Raw genomic sequence first — 17978 nt, forward strand, 5'->3', positions numbered from 1 at the left:
CGCCCCCCGCCTCCACCGTGAGCTGCTCGCCCTCGGCGGCGGTGTCGCCGTTGCCCACCACGGCCTCCACGCGGACGGTGTCGCCGTTGTCGAGGGTGAGGGCGACGGTGCCGATGTCCTCGAACTCCTCGGGGGGCGGGCCGGCCGGGCGGGTGCGGCGGGCACGCCGCGGCTTGGCGGGCTGGGGCTCGACGGCGGGCAGTTCGGCGACGGAGACGACGACCGGCGCCTGGCTCTCCGCGACCTCGGCGGCGGGCTTGGCCTCCTGCCGGGTGAGCTTGGCCTCCACGACCCGCTCGATCTCGCCCTTGCGCTTGCGCTTGCGACCGCCCTGGGCCGCCGCGACCTCGGGCTTGCCCTCGTCCACCGGAGTGAGCTGGACGTGGATACCGCGCCCGTTGCAGCACTCGCAGACCTCGGAGAAGACCTCGAGCAGGCCGCTGCCGACGCGCTTGCGGGTCATCTGCACCAGGCCGAGGCTGGTGACCTCGGCGACCTGGTGCTTGGTGCGGTCGCGGGCCAGGCACTCCAGCAGGCGGCGCAGCACCAGGTCCCGGTTGGACTCCAGCACCATGTCGATGAAGTCGACCACGATGATGCCGCCGAGGTCGCGCAGCCGCAGCTGGCGCACGATCTCCTCGGCCGCCTCCAGGTTGTTGCGGGTGACGGTCTCCTCGAGGTTGCCGCCCTGCCCGGTGAACTTCCCGGTGTTGACGTCCACGACGGTCATCGCCTCGGTGCGGTCGATGACCAGCGAGCCGCCCGAGGGCAGCCACACCTTGCGCTCCAGCGCCTTGGCCAGCTGCTCGTCGATCCGGTAGTGCGAGAAGACGTCGGCCTCGCCGTCCCACTTCTCGGTCCGGTCCTCCAGGTGCGGGGCGACCCCGTGCACGTAGTCCTGGACCTGGTCCCAGATCTCGTCCCCGGACACGACCAGGTTGACGAAGTCCTCGTTGAAGATGTCGCGGATGACCCGGACGGTCATGTCCGGCTCACCGTGCAGCAGCGACGGCGCGGTCGCCGTCTTCATCTGCTTCTGGATCTGCTCCCACTGGGCCGCCAGCCGGTTGACGTCGCCGGCCAGCTCCTCCTCCGAGGCGCCCTCGGCCGCGGTGCGCACGATGACGCCCGCGTTCTCCGGCATGATCCGGCGCAGGATCGACTTGAGCCTGGAGCGCTCGGCGTCCGGGAGCTTGCGGCTGATGCCGGTCATCGAGCCGTCCGGCACGTACACCAGGTAGCGGCCGGGCAGCGAGACCTGGCTGGTCAGCCTGGCGCCCTTGTGGCCCAGCGGGTCCTTGGTGACCTGCACCAGCACCGACTGGCCGGACTTGAGCGCCGACTCGATCCGGCGCGGCTGGCCCACCAGGCCCGCCACGTCCCAGTTGACCTCGCCCGCGTACAGCACGGCGTTGCGGCCCTTGCCGATGTCGACGAACGCCGCCTCCATCGACGGCAGCACGTTCTGGACCTTGCCCAGGTAGACGTTGCCGACGTAGGACTGGTGGCTGGCGCGGTCCACGTAGTGCTCGACGAGGACGCCGTCCTCCAGCACGCCGATCTGGGTGCGCTCGCCCTGCTGGCGCACCACCATGACCCGCTCGACCGACTCGCGCCGGGCCAGGAACTCCGACTCGGTGATGATCGGCGGACGGCGGCGGCCGTGCTCGCGGCCCTCGCGGCGGCGCTGCTTCTTGGCCTCCAGCCGGGTGGAGCCTCGCACCGCCTGGACCTCGTCCTCGATCCGGGTGACCCGGGGCGCGCGCACCCGCACCACGGTGTTCGGCGGGTCGTCGGGCTGCGGCTCGTCCTCGCCCCCGCCCGAGCGGCGGCGCCGACGGCGCCGGCGGCGGGTGGAGGAGACTCCCTCGTCCTCGGACTCGTCGGACTCCTCCCGCTCCTCGTCCTCCTCGGACTCGCCCGCCTGTTCGGCGGACTCCTCGGCGGGCTTGTCGGTCTCGGCGGCCTCTCCGGCCTCCTCGGCGCCCTCGTCCTCGGACTCGTCCCGGCCCCGGCCCCTGCCCCTGCCGCCCCTGCGGCGCCGGCGGCGGCTGGGCCGCTCCAGGTCCTCGGACTCGTCCTCCTCCGTGCCCTCGGGCTCCTCCTCGGGCTCCTCCGCCTCCTCGACCGGCTCCGCCGAGGGCTGCTGCCCGGCGAACGGAGCGGGCGTGGTCTGGGCGGGCCTGGCCTGGACGGGCTTGGGCTCGACGACCGTGGGCGGCTGGAACACCACCATCGGCGGCTGGAACAGCACGTCCGGAGCCCCGGCGGGCTCGGCCTCGGCCGCGGGAGCGGTCTCAGGCACGGCGGCGGTCTCGGCCGGCGGGGAGAAGGGGGTGGCGAAAGGCGGCCCGAACGGGGCGGAGAACGGGTCGGCGACCAGCGGGACGGGCTGCTCCGCGGAGGCCTGCTCGTCCTCCCGAACGGCCTCGGCGGCCGGCTCGGCCTTGCGGGCGGTCCGCCTGCGGGTCCTCTTGGGCTCCACGGCCGCGGGCTGCTCGGTCTGTGCGGCCTCGACGGGCTCCACGGCCGCCGGAGCCTCAGCGGGCTCCTCAGCGGCCTGCGGGGCGGGCTCGGCAGAAGTAGCGGGTGCGGCCTCCACGGCCTCCGCGGGTGCGGCCTCCACGGACGCGGCCTCGACCTCGGCGGGCTTGCGCCTGCGGGTCCTGGCGCGCTTGGCGGGCTGCTCCAGCACCGCGGCGGCCTCCAGCACGGCCTCGGCCTCACCGGTCACCTCGGCCAGGTCCTCGACCGGCTCGGCGAGTTCGGTGTCGGGGCCGAGCTCGGCGGCGTCCTCGGCGTCGTCGTCCTCGGGCGGCGGGCCCGCGGGACGCGCGGCACGCCGCTCCTTGCGCACCTTCACCACGGCGGGCGCCTCGGCGGGGGCCGACGCGGCGGCGGGCTCGGCGACGGCGGGACGCGCCGGCGCCTCGCTCACCGTGATCACGGCGGGCACCCCGTCGTCCTCGGGCGGCGGGCCCGCGGGACGCGCGGCACGCCGCTCCTTGCGCACCGGCGTGACGGCCGGCGCGGCCTGGAGAGGCGGCTCGGACCCGGCGGCCTCCGCGGCCTCGGGGACCTCGACGGCCTCGGGGACCTCCGCGGTCTCGAGGACCTCGGCGGCCTCCTCGGGCACCTGGGTCTCAGGGGCCGCCGGGACCGCCGACGCGGGGACCGTGATCACCGCGGGCGCGGGCTCGTCCTCGGGTTCGGGCGGCGGGCCCGCCGGCCGGGCCGCCCTGCGGCGCCCGGCTGCGATGGCCCGGGCGTCGGCGGTCTCCTCCGTCACATCTGCGTTGGGTTCGTTCTCGTTGTCGAGCATTCGGGCAGTCTCCCGTCAGGCTCCCGGGCAGCACCGAGGACGCCTGCGGCACTGCCGCGGGCGGGGCTCAAAGTGCGCCGCACAGGAGCGCTCCGTTCTGTCGGCGTCGCGGCCGGGCCGCGACGAAGTCTTCAGAGCCGTTTCGGCTCACGAGGGTGTGCCCGACCGTTCCCTGGGAGCCGCCGCCCGTGCGCGGGCGGCGGTGTCCCGGTCAGGCACCGACGGCGTCCTGCCCGGTGCCCGCTCCGGTCGTGACCTCCGGGTCACGGTCGGGATCGAGCGGGTCCGCGATCACTCCGTGCCCGTCCAGCGGCCCCTGCGCCAGCCGCGTCACCAGGGGTGGTGACGGCGGCGCCAGGTCGGCCACCTGACGAAGCCCGGTGAGGACGTCGTCCGGTCGAACGGCGGGTATCGCGTGCCGTACGACCATGCGCAAAACCGCACTGGGAGCGGCGTCCGAAGGCTCGACCGTCAGCGCGACGACCGCGCTCCTCGTGTCGAACCTGCGCCGTCCCTTTTTGGTGAGGCGTTCCACCTCGATCAGTTCGGAGCCGAGAAAGGCGGCTACGGCCGAAGCGGCGGTGTCCGAGGGGACACCGTCCAGCCGCAGGAGCCACTCGGACGCCTCGAGGCGGTCGGCCAGAGCCGTGCCCGCCCGGGCCGGCACGACGTCGATGACGTCGATGCCGTCGGGGAGCGCCGCGTCGAGGTCTGCTCGCACCCGCTCAGGGTCGCGGGTCTCGGTGAGCCCGATCTCGAGGTATTCCGCCTCGCTGGCCGTCCCGGTGGCCGCCGCACCCGCGTAAGAGATCTTCGGGTGCGGAGTGAATCCGGCACTGAACGCGACAGGGATCCCGGCGCGCCTCACTGCGCGTTCCACGGCCCGGGAGATGTCACGGTGGCTGGTGAACCTGAGGCGGCCGCGCTTGGAATAGCGGACTCGCAGCTTCTGGATCACCGGGGCCGGTGCTGGACCGTCCGGCATGGGGGCCAGTGGTCTGTCCTTCCTACTCAAGGTCTCTCACGGCGGTCCGGGGACCGTCGTCCGAGCAAGTATCTGCCCCTAGGGTACGGTGCGCGCGACCCAACTGGGGCCAGCGCGGCGGTCCCCCCGACCCGCACCCCTTGTCAGACTGCGTTTACGCGGTTCAACGTCTTCGACGGGCCCGTGTGTCCGGCGTCGACCGAACCGCGTTCACTTCGTCTGGCCCTTCCCGTGGGGGAAGGTCCTCAACCGTTCACCACCGTCAGCGGAAGAAGTTTCTTCCCCGTGGGACCGATCTGGATCTCCGTCCCCATGGAGGGGCAGACGCCGCAGTCGTAGCACGGCGTCCAGCGGCAGTCCTCGACCTCGGCGCCGCCGTCGACGGCCTCCTGCCAGTCCTGCCAGAGCCATTCTCGGTCGAGGCCGGCGTCCAGGTGGTCCCAGGGCAGGACCTCCACCTCCTCGCGCTCGCGGGTGGTGTACCAGTCCACGTCGACCTGCAGGCCGGCGAAGGCCTTCTCGGCCCCCGCCGTCCAGCGCTCGTAGGAGAAGTGCTCCGACCAGCCGTCGAACCGGCCGCCGTCCTCCCAGACCTTCTGGATCACCGCACCGACCCTGCGGTCGCCGCGGGAGAGCAGGCCCTCGATGATCGAGGGCTTGCCGTCGTGGTAGCGCAGGCCGATGGCCCGGCCGTACTGCTTGTCCTGGCGCAGTTCGTCGCGCAGCGCGCGCAGCCGCCGGTCGACGGTCTCGTGGTCGGCCTGGGCCGCCCACTGGAACGGGGTGTGCGGCTTGGGCACGAACCCGCCGATGGAGACGGTGCAGCGGATGTCGCGGCTGCCGGTGGCGTCGCGGCCCGCCTGGATGACCCGCCGGGCCATGCCGGCGATCTCCATGACGTCCTGGTCCTCCTCGGTGGGGAGACCGCACATGAAGTAGAGCTTGACCTGCCGCCAGCCGTTCTCGTAGGCGGTGGTGACGGTGCGGATGAGGTCGTCCTCCGACACCATCTTGTTGATCACCTTGCGCATGCGCTCGGAGCCGCCCTCGGGCGCGAACGTCAGCCCGGAGCGCCGCCCGTTGCGGGAGAACTCGTTGGCCAGGGTGATGTTGAAGGCGTCCACGCGGGTGGACGGCAGGGACAGCGACGTCTGGGTGCCCTCGTACTGGTCGGCCAGGCCCTTGGCCATGTCGCCGATCTCGCTGTGGTCGGCCGAGGACAGCGACAGCAGGCCGACCTCGTTGAAGCCGGACGCCTTGAGGCCCTGCTGGACCATCTCGCCGACGGTGGTGATCGACCGTTCCCGCACCGGGCGGGTGATCATGCCCGCCTGGCAGAACCGGCAGCCGCGGGTGCAGCCCCGGAAGATCTCCACGGAGAAGCGCTCGTGGACCGTCTCGGCCAGCGGCACCAGCGGGGTCTTGGGGTAGGGCCAGGCGTCGAGGTCCATCACGGTGTGCTTGACGATCTGCCACGGCACGCCGGGACGGTTGGGCGCGACCCGCTGGATCCGCCCGTCGGGCAGGTAGGAGACGTCGTAGAACTTGGGCACGTAGACGCCGCCGGACACCGCCAGGCGGTGCAGCAGGCCGTCGCGGCCCTCGGGGCGCCCCTCGCGCTTCCACTCCCGGATCACCTCGGTGATCTTCAGGACGATCTCCTCGCCGTCGCCCAGCACCGCGGCGTCGACGAAGTCGGCGATCGGCTCGGGGTTGAAGGCCGCGTGCCCGCCCGCCAGGACGATCGGGTCCTCCTCGCGCCGGTCGACGGCGTGCAGCGGCAGGCCGGCCAGGTCGAGGGCGGTGAGCAGGTTGGTGTAGCCCAGCTCGGTGGAGAAGGAGACGCCCAGGATGTCGAAGGCGCCGACGGGCCGGTGCCCGTCCACGGTGAACTGCGGGATCCCGTGCTCCCGCATGATCGCCTCGAGGTCGGGCCAGACCGAGTAGGTGCGCTCGGCCAGCACCCCCTCGCGCTCGTTCAGCACCTCGTAGAGGATCTGGACGCCCTGGTTGGGCAGGCCGACCTCGTAGGCGTCCGGGTACATCAGCGCCCAGCGCACTTCGGCGGAGTCCCAGTCCTTGACCTGGGAGTTCAGCTCTCCGCCGACGTACTGGATCGGCTTCTGCACCGACGGCAGCAGCGGTTCCAGCCGGGGGAACACCGACTCAACAGGCATGTCATACCTTCCAGGTGGCTTGCGGGAACGGAGTCCCAGGTCAATCCCTCAGGGTACCGCCGCTCACAGGCTCCGGCCCCGGGAGTGCACTCCCTGGAGCAGGCCGAAGGCGATCATCGTGGCGAAGGTGGCGGAACCGCCGTAGGAGACCAGTGGCAGCGGAAGGCCGGTGATGGGCATGATCCCCAGGCACATCCCGATGTTCTCGAAGGTCTGGAAGCCCAGCCAGCACACCACTCCGGCCGCCACCAGGGTACCGAACTGGTCGCTGGCGTGGACGGCGATCCGCAGGCCCCGGTAGAGGATCACGCCGATCAGCACGACGATCACGAGCGAGCCGAGGAAGCCCAGTTCCTCCCCCGCGACGGTGAAGATGAAGTCCGTCTGCTGCTCGGGCACGAACTGGCCGGTGGTCTGCTCGCCCTGGAAGAGCCCCTTGCCCAGCAGCCCGCCGGAACCGACCGCGATCTTGGCCTGGTTGGCGTTGTACCCGGCGCCCCTGGGGTCGGCGGTGGGGTCGACGAAAGCGGTGAACCGGGCGATCTGGTAGTCCTCCAGCAGTCCCAGCGCCACGGCCGCGACAGCGGTGCCCACCCCCGCCAGCACCAGCCCGAGGGTCCAGCGCTTGGCGACCCCGGAGATCGCCAGCATGCCCATGAGGATGGCGCACAGCACCATCGTGGTGCCCAGGTCGGGCTGGAGCATGATCAGCGCCGCGGGCACCCCGGCCAGCGCCAGCGCGACCAGGATGTCCTTGCGGCCGGGGCCGACCTCGCCGTCCCTGGGCTCGGCCAGGATCATCGCCAGCAGGACGACCAGGCCGACCTTGGCGAACTCCGACGGCTGCACCTGGAAGCCGCCGCCGATCACGATCCAGGAGTGGGAGCCGTTGATCGTCTCGCCCAGGGGCGTCAGGACCGCGATGAGGCCGATGAGCGAGAGCCCGTAGAGGATCGGGGCGTAGGCGCGCAGCAGCCGGTAGTCGAAGGACGCCACGACGGTGTACAGGACCGCCCCGATGCCCAGGTTGAGCAGGTGCTTCTTGAGGAACGCCTCGGGGTCGCCGCGGTGGCCCGCCCGGGTCGCCGAGTAGACCATCAGCGCGCTGATCACGCCCAGCGCCACGACGGGCAGCACCAGGCCCCAGTCCAGCCTGCGCAGCACCGAGTCGCGGCGCACGGCCCGGCCGGGCCAGGCCCGTCGTTCGTTCAACGTGGTCACTGGCTCACCTTCGGCAGTCGGGTGGGCACCTCGCCGTTCTCGAGCGCGGCGGGCCGCTTGTTGAACCCGTAGATCGCCTCGTAGATCTTCCGGACGGCCGGGGCCGCGTAGCTGCCGCCCGTGCCGGCGTCAGTGATCATGACGACCACCGCGTACTTGGAGTTCTTGGCCGGAGCGAAGGAGGCGAACCAGGCGGTGTCCTTGTAGCCGTACGCCTCGGCGGTGCCCGTCTTTCCGGCCACGTGCACCTTGTCCGACGGGAAGCCGTTGAAGGCGCCCGCCGCGGTGCCCTCCGTCGTGACGGCGGCCAGGGCGTTCCGCATGTACTCGATGGTCTTCCTGTCGACCTGCAGCTTCGTGCCCTGGGCCGGCTTGATCTCGCGCGCCACGGTGCCGTCGGGGCGGACGACCGCCTTGGCCACCTGCGGGACCACCAGGGTGCCGCCGTTGGCGATGGCCGCGTAGGCGCGGGCCAGCTGCAGCGGGGTGACCAGCACGTTGCCCTGGCCGACCGAGAGGTTCGCGGCGTCGCCGGCGCGCCACATGTTGCCCTCGAGGCAGTTCTCCTTGGCGATGGCCGTCAGGTAGGCCGCGTGGGAGGAGTTCTTGATCTCGGGGTAGCCGGTCTTGGCGCGCTTGCAGTCGTTGTCCTTGGTGCTCTCCCAGTAGCTCTGCTTCCAGGCCCGGTCGGGGATGCGGCCGGGGACCTCGCCGGGCAGGTCGATCCCGGTCCTGGCGCCGAAGCCGAACACCCGGGCCATCTTGATCATGGGGTCCTTGGGGTCCTTCACCGGCTTGGTCGAACCGTCGCGGATCCACTGCTCGTAGGCGAACTTGTAGAAGATCGTGTCGCAGGACACCACGATCGCCCGGTGCAGGTTCATCGGAGGATAGGGCGTGCTCCGGAAGTTGGTGAACGCGCGGCTGCCCACGTTGTAGGAGCCGGGGCAGGGGTAGATGCCCTTCAGCGAGTAGCCGTCGGCCACCGCCGCGGCCAGCGAGGAGATCTTGAAGGTCGAGCCGGGCGGGAACTGGCCGGCGATGGCCCGGGAGATCAGCGGCTCGCCCCGCTTGGGGCCCAGCAGCCTGTCGTACTCCTCCTGGGAGATGCCGCCGGTCCACACCGTCGGATCGTAGGTCGGGTAGCTGGCCAGCGCGACGACCTTGCCGGTCTCGACCTCCAGGACGACGCCCGCGGCCGCCGGGTCGCCGCCCGCCTTCTTCACCGCCTTGACCTGCTCGGCGAGCGATTCCTCGACCGCGGCCTGCACCTTGGCGTCCAGGTTGGTGACCAGGTGCGCGCCCGGGACGGCCTCGGTCTCGCTGGCGACGCCGGTGACCCGGCCCTTGGCGTCCACGTTCACCCGCCGGACGCCCGGCTCGCCGCGCAGGTCGGTGTCGTAGGTGGCCTCCAGCCCGTCCCGGCCGATGAGGTCGACCCCGCTGTAGCCGGTGACCTTCAGCCCTTCGCGCTTGTCGAGCTCCCCCTGGGTGATCGGCTGGAGGTAGCCCAGCGCCTGCGCGGCGCTGGCCCCCTCCGGGTTCGGGTACTCCCGGACGGCCTGGACCTGGGCGATGACGCCGTCGAAGTCCTCCGGCCGCTCCAGGATCTGCAGCCCCTCCTTGGCGCTCACCCGGTCGTCCACCGGGATCGGCTGGTAGGGCGAGCCGGGCCAGCAGGGCCGGGGCACCGTCGGCGAGCACAGCCGGGTCTTGAGCTCCAGCTCCTCCCGGGTGGTGCTCAGCACCTCGGCCAGCCTGCCGAGCACGGCCTCGCCCTGGTCCTCCTGCCGGGACAGCACGGTCTTGTCGACCGAGACGACCAGCGCGGTGCGGTTGCGGACCAGCGGACGGCCCATGTCGTCGAGGATCGAGCCCCGGACGGCCGGGACGACGATGTCGCGGGTGCGGTTGTTGGCGGCGATCGCCTTGTAGTGCTCGCCCTGCGCCACCTGGAGGACCCACATGCGGCCGAGCAGCACCAGCAGCAGGGCCCCCACCATGACGTGGAGCACCAGGAGACGGGAGTGAGTGCGTGGGTTCACCGCTGCTGCCTGCCGAGCCTCGCCGCGTAGCCGGGGACGCTGAGCCCGCCGCGCGGCTCCAGCCGTTCGTTGTTGCGTGACACCCTCAGTACCGCCCAGACCACGAACGGGCTGGCCAGCACGTTGTACAGGACGGCGATCGGCACCATCCGCGAGACGATGGACCAGTCCGCGCGCGGATCGCCGAGCATCATCCCGACCAGCGCGTAGGCGAGGTTGCCCACCAGCGCGCCGACCGCGACCGCCATGAACGGCAGGGTCTGCGAACGGTCCATCTCCGGGCTGGCCAGCCCCGCCAGGTAGCCGACGAGGCAGTACACCAGCGCGTACATGCCGATGGTGTGGTCGGCGGGCGGCACCAGGTCGGTGGCCAGGCCCGCGAAGAACCCGGAGACCATGCCCACCGTCTCGCCCCTGAACAGCGCCAGCGCCACCACGGTGAGCATGACGAAGTCGGGGGTCACCGAACCGGGCAGCGGAAGCCGGTTGGCCACCGCGACCTGGAACAGGATCGCCACGACGATGACGAGGAAGGAGCGGAACGAACCGCCCCTGACCTCTTCGACCGAGTTCAGCACGGCTAGCTCCCCGACGGGCTCGCAGAAGGCTTGGGCGGCAGGACCGAGTCGTGCGGGTCGCGTTGGGGCGGAGCGACCACCACGCCGACGACGTCCAGCCGGGTGAACATGACGTAGGGGCGGATCAGCGCGGTGCGGGTGAGGGACCCGGGGGTCTTCTCTATCCGCTCCACCGTGCCGATCGGCACGCCGGGCACGTACGGGCGGTCGCCCTGCGATCCGAGCGTCACCACCCTCTGGCCGACGGTCAGCGCCGCGTCGGCGGAGAAGAGCTGCAGCCGCAGCGGGGTGGCTCCGACGCCGAGGCCGCGCCTTCCCTCTCCCTTGATGACGCCGATCTCCTTGGAGTCCTCCAGCCGCGCGCCCACGGTGGAGGAGGCGTCGGTGGCCAGCAGGACGGTCGCGGTGGCGGGTCCGGCCCTGGTGACCCGGCCGACCAGCCCGTCACCGGTCATGACCGTCATCTCGGGTTTGACTCCGCTGAGGGTGCCCGCGTCGATGGTGACGGTGTCCTCGTACCCCTGACCGGCCGAGATGACGTTCGCCGCCACGATCTTGTAGCCGCCCAGCCCGGCGCTGCCCAGCAGCCGCTCCAGCTGCGCGGCGCGGTCCTTGTCGATGGTGCCCGACCGGAGCCGTTCGCGCAGGCGCTGGTTCTCGCGCAGCAGGTCCTCGGCGCGCCGCCGCTGGCCGGGCGCGTCGCGCAGGGCGTCGAAGGTGTTGCCCACGGGGCGCACGACGCTGGAGGCGACACGTTCCAGCGGGCCGAACACCGCCGCGCCCACGCCTCGCAGCCCGCGCAGCGGGGAGTTCTCCCCGCCCTGGTAGTCCACGGTGATCAGGACCAGTGAGGTGAAGAGCAGGAAGCCCAGCACCAGACGGGTCCGTCGGCTGTCTCGCATCAGTGACGCGGCTCGGGCACCAGGACCTGACGCAGCGACTCGAAGTCCTCGACGCACTTGCCGGTGCCCAGGACCACGGAGTCGAGCGGATTGTCGACCATGTGGATGGGCATGCCGGTCTCCTCGCGGACCCGCTCGTCCAGGCCCTTGAGCAGGGCGCCGCCGCCGGTGAGCGCGATGCCCCGGTCCATGATGTCGCCGGACAGCTCCGGCGGGCACTTGTCCAGGGTCGTCTTGACCGCGTCGACGATGGTGGCGACCGGCTCCTCGATGGCGCGGCGCACCTCCTCGGCGGAGATGACGACGGTCTTGGGCAGGCCGGAGACCAGGTCTCGGCCGCGGATCTCGGCGTTCGGCTCCTCGCCGTCGCTCGCCGGATAGGCGCTGCCGATGGCGATCTTGATCTCCTCCGCGGTGCGCTCGCCCAGCATGAGCGAGTACTCCTTCTTGGCGAAGGTGATGACGGCCTGGTCGAGCTCGTCGCCGCCGACCCGCACCGACTGGCTGGTGACGATGCCGCCGAGGGAGATGATGGCGACCTCGGTGGTGCCGCCGCCTATGTCCACGACCATGTTGCCGGTCGGCTCGTGCACCGGCAGGCCCGAGCCGATCGCCGCGGCCATCGGCTCCTCGATGATGAAGACCCGGCGGGCCCCCGCCTGGTATCCGGCCTCCTTCACCGCGCGCTGCTCGACGCCCGTGATGCCCGAGGGCACCGCGACGACGATGCGCGGCTTGGCGAAGTGCCGGCGCTTGTGCACCTTCTGGATGAAGTAGCGCAGCATCCGCTCGGTGACCTCGAAGTCGGCGATGACGCCGTCCTTCAGCGGCCGGACCGCGACGATGTTGCCGGGCGTTCGGCCGATCATGCGCTTGGCGTCGATCCCCACCGCGACGATCTTGTTCGTGTGGGTGTTGATGGCGACCACCGAAGGCTCGTTCAACACGATCCCGCGCCCCCGCACATAAACGAGGGTGTTGGCGGTGCCCAGATCAACCGCCATGTCACGACCGAGGAACGACAACTTGTTACCCATGGAGAAAAGGGGGCCCTTCCTGCTGGCGGTGTCACCAGAGATGACGATCGAAGCGGCGTGATTCATCGTAACGCGATATTGACTCCCATGGCAGCCGCCAACGGGGTGCGCTTACGCGAAAATACGTCCGGCCGACGTTCAGTTTCCAGCAAAACGACCGCCGGTCCGTGAAACACAGCCGCACCGCGCGCCGATCATACGGCGCGCGGTGCGGCTGTGCTGCCGGTACGACCGGATCAGGCGTCGATCAGGCCCCGAGCTCGGGGAAGAAGATCTTGATCTCGCGCGCGGCGGACTCGGGCGAGTCGGAGCCGTGGACGATGTTCTCGCCGATCTCCAGGGCGAAGTCCCCGCGGATGGTGCCGGGACCGGCCTCGACCGGGTTGGTGGCGCCGGCCAGGCCGCGGAAGGCCTTGATGGCGTGCGGGCCCTCGGCGACCAGGGCGACCAGGGGACCGCCGGTGATGAACTCGACGAGCTCGCCGAAGAACGGGCGCTCCCGGTGCTCGGCGTAGTGCTCCTCGGCCACCTCGCGGCCCAGGGTGCGCAGCTCCAGGGCGACCAGCTTCAGGCCCTTGCGCTCGATGCGTGCGACGACCTCGCCGACGACGCCCTTGCGTACGCCGTCGGGCTTGACCAGGATCAGAGTGCGCTCGGACACGACTGTGCTCTCCAGAGGATTCGACTAGTTGAATGCCCTGGAGAGCCTATCTTCCCCGATCGCGTCCCGGCGCCGTGGCACGGCGCCGGAAGTGCCCGCGCGGGCGCACGCGCGGTGCGCGGCGCCCCGCGGACGCGGCTCCCGCACCGGCGGCGAACGGCCGCGGCCCCCGCGTCCTTCCTCGACGAGGACCGCCCGCCGGGCCGGAGCCCGTGGTCCGCCCGGAGGCGTTCCAAGGAGGGATATCGCAAATATCTGCAATATCCGTTTTCTAAGAGTCAGAATCCGGGAAGAAAAGGCGGCCGGGGAAGAACCTAGTGGTTCTGGCGCCCTTCCACCTTCAGACCCAGCCAAATGCCATAAGCCCACAGCGCGCTGAAGATGAAGCCGAGGATGAACATGGTCGGCACGAAGAAACCGAGCGCGAGCACGAGCACCTGGAATGCGGTCGCCACCGGGACGCCCCAGGACCGGCCCAGCGTTCCCGCCAGGAGCAGGGCCAGGACCACCAGCACCGCCCCGGTGATCCCCGCCGTCGCGGCGTCCACCTTCGCGACCGAGATCGCCACCGGAATCGCCAGCGCGAGAATGAGCGCTTCACAGCCCAGGATCGTGGCGAGTAGACGCCGCATCACTTCACCTTCAACAGAACTCGTGCGTCGCCCGCCGTGACGACCGACCCGGTGACGACCACCCCGGAACCTCCGTATTCCCCGGCCTCGTCGGCCAGCGCGACCGCCCGGTCGAACGCGTCGTCCAGCCGGTCGGCCCGGTGCACCCGCTCGGGCCCGAAGACCTCCGCGGCCAGCGCGGCCAGTTCTTCCGCCGGCATGCCGCGCGGAGACGAGTTGCGGGTCACGACCACCTCGGCCAGGACCGGCTCCAGTTCCTCGAGCATGCCGGTGACGTCCTTGTCGGCCGCCACCGCCACCACCCCGATGAGCCTGGTGAAGTCGAAGGACTCGCTCAGCGTCTGCGCCGAGGCCGCCATGCCCGCCGGGTTGTGCGCGGCGTCCAGAATGACGGTGGGGCCGGTGCGGACGACCTCCATCCGGCCGGGCGAGGACACCTTGGCGAAGCCCTCCCTGACCAGCGCCGGGTCCAGCCGTCCCTCCTCGCCCTCGGACGTGAGGAAGTCCGAGGAGACGACGCCCCTGGTCACCTCGGAGGCGTCGAGGACCGCGCTGGTGGGGGCGCCGCTGGCGAACGCCTCGACGGCCGCGAGCGCGACCGCGGCGTTGGCGGCCTGGTGCGCGCCGAACAGCGGGAGGAAGACCTCGTCGTAGGCTCCGTGGACGCCGCGCAGGTTCAGCAGCTGGCCGCCCAGCGCCACGTCGCGGTTGAGCACCCCGAACTCGATGCCCTCCCGGACCACCTGCGCGCCGGTCTCCACCGCCCGGCGCAGCAGCACCTCGGCCGCCTCCGGCGCCTGCTGCGCGATCACCGCGACGGTGCCGGGCTTGATGATCCCGGCCTTCTCGTGGGCGATGTCCTCCAGCGTGTCGCCGAGGTAGTCGGTGTGGTCCAGGCCGATCGGGGTGACCACCGACACCACCGGGTCCACCACGTTGGTGGCGTCCCAGGCGCCGCCCATGCCGATCTCCACGACCGCGACGTCCACCGGGGCGTCCGCGAACGCCGAGTAGGCCATCGCGGTCAGCGTCTCGAAGAACGACAGGCGCACCGGGTGCTTGCCGTCGATGATCTGCAGGTAGGGCTCGATGTCGGCGTAGACCTCGGCGAAGCGCTCCTCGTCCAGCGGCTCGCCGTCGATCGCGATGCGCTCGCGCAGCTCGCTCAGGTGCGGGCTGGTGAACCGCCCGACGCGAAGCCCCCGCTCGGTGAGCAGCGCGTCGACCATGCGGGCCACGCTCGACTTGCCGTTGGTCCCCGCGACCAGGATCACCGGGCAGGCCCTCTGCGGCTCACCGAGCAGGTCCAGCAGGTCCCGTATGCGGTCCAGGGTGGGATCGAACTCCCATTCGACTCCCCGTGCCATGATCGAGGCCACGGCGGTCCGATAATCCATCACATCCGAAGGCTATCCCGCTCCCGGCACACCCCGGATCCGGCCGGGGCCGCGAAGCGGGGGCGGCCGCCTCAGGCCGCTCCCCCGCCTCCGGCGGGGCCTCCCGCAAGAGGCCCGCTTCTCCATCAGTCACCCGGGCCGGTCCGGTGGGAGCCCGCTCGTCCCGCGGTTCGGACGCCTCGGTCTCCCGTTCCGGCTCCTGCTCGGTCATCTTCATCTCACTGGAGGAACAACGCGGTGGAACCGCGCCCTGCACTCCTCAACCTCCCTCCGCCCCCTGAACCGCCGCTGAGGCCCGCATGAGAACCGGCTGAGGAAAAGGAGAAGGCCCGGCCTCCTCGAAGGGAGACCGGGCCGTTCCCGTGCGCTCAGGCGGAGGGCAGAGCCTCCAACTGGGCCTCCAGGCGGGTGATGTCGGCCCGGGCGGCCTCCAGGCGGGCCCTGTTCTTGCCGATGACGGCCTCGGGCGCCTTGGCCACGAAGTCGGCGTTGGCCAGCTTGCCGGAGGTCTGGGCGACCTCCTTGCGGGCGACGGCCAGGTCCTTCTCCAGCCGGGCGCGCTCGGCCGCCACGTCGATGGCGCCGGCGGTGTCCAGCCTCACCACGACGCCCTCGACCGGCAGGGACGCGGTGGCGGTGAAGGACTCGCCGGGAGCCGTCAGCTTCAGCAGCGAACGGATCTGCTCCTCGTAGGCGGCCAGGGGGCTGCCGTCCAGCTCCAGCGCGGCGGTGACCCGCTGGCCGGACTTCAGGCCCTGGTCGGAGCGGAACCGGCGCACCTCGGTGACCAGCCGCTGCAGCGAGACGACGGCGGCCTCGGCGGCGGCGTCGGCGCGCGCGGCGTCGGCCGTCGGCCACGCGGCGCGGAGAATCGTCTCGCGGCCGGTCAGGGCCGTCCACAGCTCCTCGGTGACGAACGGGACCATCGGGTGCAGCAGGCGAAGCACGGTGTCGAGCACCTCGCCCAGCACCCGGCGGGTGGTCTCGGCGACCTCGCCGCCCTCGGCCAGCGGGACCTTCGACAGCTCGAGGTACCAGTCGCAGACCTCGTCCCAGGCGAAGTGGTACAGCGCCTCGCACGCCTTGGCGAAGTCGAAGCCCTCCAGGTGGGCGTCGACCTCGGCGATGACCGTCTGCAGGCGGGAGAGGATCCACGCGTCCGTGGTGGACAGGGCGGACGGCCCGGCGGGGAGCTCCCCGTTGACGTGCGCGCCGTTCATCAGCGCGAACCGGGTGGCGTTCCACAGCTTGTTGCAGAAGTTGCGCGAGCCCTGCGCCCAGTCCTCGGCGACCGGGACGTCGCTGCCGGGGTTGGCGCCGCGCAGCAGCGTGAACCGGGTGGCGTCCGCGCCGTAGCGGTCGATCCAGTCCAGCGGGTCGACGACGTTGCCGAAGGACTTCGACATCTTCTTGCCGTGCTGGTCGCGGACCATGCCGTGCAGGGCGATGACCTTGAACGGCTCCACGCCGTCCATCGCGTACAGGCCGAACATCATCATCCGGGCGACCCAGAAGAAGAGGATGTCGTAGCCGGTGACCAGCACGGACGTCGGGTAGAAGCGCCGCAGGTCGGGGGTGTCGTCGGGCCAGCCGAGCGTGGAGAAGGGCCACAGCGCGCTGGAGAACCAGGTGTCCAGGACGTCGGTGTCCTGGGTCCAGCCCTCGGGCGCCTCCTCGCCGGGGCCGAAGCACCGCTGCTCGCCGTCGGGGCCGTACCAGACGGGGATGCGGTGGCCCCACCACAGCTGCCGGGAGATGCACCAGTCGTGCATGTTGTCGACCCAGGCGAAGTACCGGGAGGACAGCTCCGGCGGCTGGATCTGGACCCGGCCGTCGCGGACGGCGTCGCCGGCGGCCTTGGCCAGCGGCTCGACCCTGACGAACCACTGCAGGGACACGCGCGGCTCGACGACCGTCCGGCAGCGCTGGCAGTGGCCGACGGAGTGCTCGTAGGGGCGGACCTCCTTGACGATCCGGCCCTGCTCGCGCAGCGCCTCCACCACCGCGGCGCGGGCCTCGTAGCGGTCCATGCCCTGGAACGGGCCGGGCGCCGTGACCTTCGCGTGCTCGTCCAGGACGGTCAGGGACGGCAGGCCGTGCCGCTGACCGATCTCGAAGTCGTTCGGGTCGTGGGCGGGGGTGACCTTGACCGCGCCGGTGCCGAACTCGGGGTCGACGTGCTCGTCGGCCACGACCGGGATGCGGCGGCCGGTCAGCGGCAGCTCGATCTCGGTGCCGACCAGGTGGGCGTAGCGCTCGTCGGACGGGTGGACGGCCACCGCGGTGTCGCCGAGCATCGTCTCGGCCCGGGTGGTGGCCACGGTGACGTCGTCGGTGTAGCGGATCGAGACGAGCTCGCCCTCGCGGTCGGAGTGCTCGACCTCGATGTCCGACAGCGCGGTCAGGCAGCGCGGGCACCAGTTGATGATGCGCTCGGCGCGGTAGATCAGGCCGTCGTCGTACAGGCGCTTGAAGATGGTCAGGACGGCGCGGGAGAGGCCCTCGTCCATGGTGAAGCGCTCACGCGACCAGTCGACGCTGTCGCCCAGGCGCTTCATCTGGCCCAGGATCCGGCCGCCGGACTCGGCCTTCCACTGCCACACGCGCTCCTGGAACGCCTCGCGGCCCAGGTCGTGGCGGGTCAGGCCCTCCTTCTTGAGCTCGCGCTCGACCACGTTCTGGGTGGCGATGCCGGCGTGGTCCATGCCCGGCAGCCACAACGCCTCGTATCCCTGCATGCGCCTGCGGCGTACCAGCGTGTCCTGGATGGAGTGGTCCAGGGCGTGACCCATGTGCAGCGAGCCGGTCACGTTGGGCGGCGGGATGACGATCGTGTACGACGGGGCGCCGGGATCGCGGTCGGGGTCGGCCTCAAACAGGCCGGCGGAGGTCCACCGCTCGTAGAGCTTCCCCTCGACCTCGGCGGGCGCGTACTGAGTAGGCAACTGGGACTCGGTCACGGAGGTCGATTCTACGGGCTGTCAACCCTTGCCACGGGCCGGAGCCGAAGAGCGAGAGACA

12 protein-coding genes are annotated in these 17978 nt (G+C 71.4%); all 12 read right to left on the bottom strand.

All coding sequences use genetic code 11. The features are described 5' to 3' along the window. Window positions 1-3322 (bottom strand): Rne/Rng family ribonuclease (locus tag ABD327_RS34990; RefSeq protein ID WP_344457492.1); only part of this gene is annotated, 3322 nt, incomplete at its 3' end. Window positions 3323-3533: 211 nt separating this feature from the next. Further along, a complete protein-coding gene (locus ABD327_RS34995) occupies window positions 3534-4307 on the bottom strand; it encodes a TIGR03936 family radical SAM-associated protein (RefSeq protein ID WP_344457495.1) in 774 nt (257 codons plus the stop codon). A gap of 245 nt (window positions 4308-4552) precedes the next feature. Beyond that, complete coding sequence (locus tag ABD327_RS35000) at window positions 4553-6484, bottom strand: TIGR03960 family B12-binding radical SAM protein (protein ID WP_344457497.1); 1932 nt, start codon at window positions 6482-6484, stop codon at window positions 4553-4555. A 63-nt stretch (window positions 6485-6547) separates the two neighbouring features. Then, entirely contained in the window at window positions 6548-7705 is a 1158-nt protein-coding gene (rodA, locus tag ABD327_RS35005; protein WP_344457500.1) for a rod shape-determining protein RodA, read from the bottom strand. Then, window positions 7702-9750 carry a penicillin-binding protein 2 gene (gene mrdA, locus ABD327_RS35010; RefSeq protein WP_344457502.1) on the bottom strand — a complete coding sequence of 683 codons (2049 nt, stop codon included), beginning with the start codon at window positions 9748-9750 and terminating at the stop codon, window positions 7702-7704. The genes rodA and mrdA overlap by 4 nt, the downstream gene beginning before the upstream one ends. Then, window positions 9747-10328, bottom strand: a complete 582-nt coding sequence (gene mreD / locus ABD327_RS35015) for a rod shape-determining protein MreD (protein ID WP_344457505.1) — start codon at window positions 10326-10328, stop codon at window positions 9747-9749. The genes mrdA and mreD overlap by 4 nt, the downstream gene beginning before the upstream one ends. Before the next feature lie 2 nt (window positions 10329-10330). Next, on the bottom strand, window positions 10331-11230 hold the full coding sequence (gene mreC / locus ABD327_RS35020; RefSeq protein ID WP_344457507.1) for a rod shape-determining protein MreC: 900 nt from the start codon (window positions 11228-11230) through the stop codon (window positions 10331-10333). Further along, window positions 11230-12267: a rod shape-determining protein gene (locus ABD327_RS35025; protein ID WP_425547283.1), complete on the bottom strand. Its 1038-nt coding sequence runs from the start codon at window positions 12265-12267 to the stop codon at window positions 11230-11232. The genes mreC and ABD327_RS35025 overlap by 1 nt, the downstream gene beginning before the upstream one ends. A 247-nt stretch (window positions 12268-12514) precedes the next feature. Next, a complete protein-coding gene (ndk, locus tag ABD327_RS35030) occupies window positions 12515-12928 on the bottom strand; it encodes a nucleoside-diphosphate kinase (RefSeq protein WP_344457509.1) in 414 nt (137 codons plus the stop codon). Window positions 12929-13242: 314 nt separating this feature from the next. Beyond that, window positions 13243-13560: a DUF4233 domain-containing protein gene (locus ABD327_RS35035; protein WP_344457511.1), complete on the bottom strand. Its 318-nt coding sequence runs from the start codon at window positions 13558-13560 to the stop codon at window positions 13243-13245. Further along, window positions 13560-14957, bottom strand: a complete 1398-nt coding sequence (locus ABD327_RS35040; protein ID WP_344458103.1) for a bifunctional folylpolyglutamate synthase/dihydrofolate synthase — start codon at window positions 14955-14957, stop codon at window positions 13560-13562. The genes ABD327_RS35035 and ABD327_RS35040 overlap by 1 nt, the downstream gene beginning before the upstream one ends. Before the next feature lie 368 nt (window positions 14958-15325). Next, window positions 15326-17917, bottom strand: a complete 2592-nt coding sequence (locus ABD327_RS35045) for a valine--tRNA ligase (protein WP_344457513.1) — start codon at window positions 17915-17917, stop codon at window positions 15326-15328. Window positions 17918-17978 lie beyond the last annotated feature (61 nt).

The sequence above is a fragment of the Actinocorallia aurantiaca genome (assembly GCF_039533685.1).
Taxonomy (GTDB): Bacteria; Actinomycetota; Actinomycetes; order Streptosporangiales; family Streptosporangiaceae; genus Actinocorallia; species Actinocorallia aurantiaca.